Source organism: Nocardia sienata NBRC 100364, from assembly GCF_001613205.1.
Taxonomy (GTDB): Bacteria; Actinomycetota; Actinomycetes; order Mycobacteriales; family Mycobacteriaceae; genus Nocardia; species Nocardia sienata.
Window position 1 is genome coordinate 1 of record NZ_BDBX01000115.1, and the last position, 2,776, is coordinate 2,776.

Below are 2,776 nucleotides of genomic sequence, written 5' to 3' on the forward strand. Positions count from 1 at the left end.
AAGCGGACACGGTGTCGGTGCCGATCGGTGCGCCGGTGTTCAACACGCGGGTGTATGTGTTGGATGGCCGGTTGCGGCCGGTTCCGGTGGGTGTTGCGGGTGAGTTGTATCTCGCGGGTGCGCAGTTGGCGCGTGGGTATGTGGCGCGTCCGGATCTGTCGGCGGATCGGTTCGTGGCCGATCCGTTCGATGTTGCGGAGCGGATGTATCGCACGGGTGACCTGGTGCGGTGGACCGCGGATGGTGAACTCGAATACCTGGGTCGTACCGATTTCCAGGTGAAGTTGCGTGGTCTGCGTATCGAACTCGGCGAGATCGAGTCGGCGCTGGCCGGTGTGGACGAGGTCGGGCAGGCCGTGGTGGTCATGCGTGGCGACGCGCGCACCGGTGACCAGCTCGTCGCCTATCTGGTGCCTGCCCCGGGCGCGCTGCTGGACATCGAGGTGCTGCGTGAGGACCTGACGGAACTGCTGCCGTCTTACATGGTTCCCGCCGCGTTCGTGATACTCGACGAGTTCCCGCTGAACGCGTCCGGGAAGCTCGATCGCAAGGCACTGCCGGCGCCGGTGTTCCAGGCGCGGGTGTTCCGGGCGCCCTCGACGCCGGTCGAGGAGATCGTGGCCGCGACCTTCGCCGAGATACTGGGTGCCGAGCGGGTCGGTGTCGACGACGACTTCTTCGAACTGGGCGGTAACTCGCTCAGCGCCACCCGGGTGGCGGCGCGGTTGTCGGCGGCACTGGACACCGAAATTCCGGTCCGGGAACTGTTCGAGGCCTCCACTGTGGCGGCACTGGCCGCCCGCGCGGAGACCCATGCCGGTGCGGGTGGCCGGGTGGCGCTGGTGCCGCAGCCGCGTCCGACCCAGGTCCTGGAGACGGGCGAGGTCGTGGAGCGGGTGCCGCTGTCGCTGGCACAGCAGCGGATGTGGTTCCTGAACCGGTTCGATCCCGCCTCGGCCGCCGACAACCTGCCGATCGCGGTGCGGTTGTCGGGTCTGCTGGACCGGCAGGCCATGCAGATCGCGATCGCGGATGTGTTGGCGCGGCACGAATCGCTGCGCACCTTCTACCCGGAGGTGGACGGGACACCGTTCCAGCAGGTCGTGCCGACCTCGACGGTGATCCCGGATCTGACTCCGGTGGAGGTGACCGAGGCGGAGCTGCCCGCGCGGGTGGCCGAGTTCGTCGGTACCGGTTTCGATGTGACCGCCGGTGTGCCCTTCCGGGTCCGGCTGTACGAGGCGAATCCGACCGAGCATGTGCTGGTCTTGGTCGTGCACCATATTTCGTCGGACGGTTTCTCCATGGGACCGCTGGCCCGCGATGTGATCACGGCCTACAGTGCCCGGATCGACGGCGGCGAACCGGGCTGGCAGCCGCTCGAGGTGCAGTACGCCGACTACACGCTGTGGCAGCGTGAGGTGCTGGGTGCGGAGGACGATCCGGAATCGGTGATCGCCTCGCAGCTCGCCTACTGGTCGGAGACACTGGCCGGTATCCCGGAGCAGTTGGATCTCCCGGCCGACCGGCCGCGGCCCGCGGTGGCCTCCGGGCAGGGTGCCGCCTACACCTTCGAGATCGATGCTGCCGCGCACGCCGAACTGGTGGAGCTGGCCCGCGCCCACGGCGTGACCTTCTTCATGGTCGTGCATGCGGCCTTCGCGGTGATGCTGTCCCGGCTGTCGGGTGAGACCGATATCGTCGTGGGCACCCCGGTGGCCGGACGCGGTGATCGGGCGCTCGACGATCTGATCGGTATGTTCGTCAACACGCTCGCGCTGCGGACGCCGATCGACTCCGGGGCCGGTTTCGCCGAACTGCTGGAGACGGTGCGCACCAGTGATGTGGCGGCGTTCGGACACGCCGACCTGCCGTTCGAGCGGCTGGTCGAGGTCCTGAACCCGGCGCGATCGCAGGCCCGGCACCCGCTGTTCCAGGTGATGCTGTCGCTGCAGAACAACGATCCGCAGGTTCGCGGCGAGCTGCCCGGTCTGGTGATCAGCGGCCTCGAATCGCCCATCGAAACAGCCAAGTTCGATCTGCAACTCGAACTCGGGGAGCGGGTCGGCCCGACGGGTTCCGGGGCGCACGGTATGACGGCCAAGTTCATCTACGCCACGGATCTGTTCGACGAGGCCACGGTGCGCGGCTTCGCGGACCGATTCACCCGATTGCTGGCCGCGGTGGTCGCCGATCCGTCGGTCGCGGTGGGTGATCTGGAGCTGCTGGCTCCGGCGGAGCGCACTCGGGTGTTGACCGAGTGGAACGCGACCGAGCGTGCGTTGCCGGCGGGTCTGCTGCTGGACGGATTCGCCCGGGCGGTGGTGGAGTACCCGGATCGGGTGGCGGTGGTCTTCGACGGCGCCGAGGTCACCTACGCGGAGCTGGACGCGCGGGTCAACCGGTTGGCCCGGCATCTGATCGCGCAGGGTGTGGGACCGGAGACACTGGTCGGGTTGCTGGTGTCGCGGTCGCTGGATCTGGTGGTCGCCATGTACGCGGTCGTGGCCGCGGGTGGCGCCTACGTGCCGTTGGATCCCGCGCATCCGGCCGAACGGATCCGGCATATCCTCGATACCGCGGTACCGCTGTGTGTGCTCACCACCACCGCCGATGCGACGGCGGTGCCCGCCGATACGGCGGCCCCGGTCCTGGCGTTGGACGAACTGGACACCAGCGGTTACGACGCCGCGCCGGTCACCGATGCCGATCGGGTGCGGCCGCTGCGCGCGGACAACACGGCGTACGCGATCTTCACCTCTGGTTCGACCGGCCG

At 68.4% G+C, this 2,776-nt stretch carries 1 pseudogene; it reads left to right on the top strand.

Annotated features, from left to right (window positions below):
- Positions 1–14: 14 nt before the first annotated feature.
- A pseudogene (locus tag NS4_RS30970) lies at positions 15–2,776 on the top strand (condensation domain-containing protein); the annotation flags it as partial.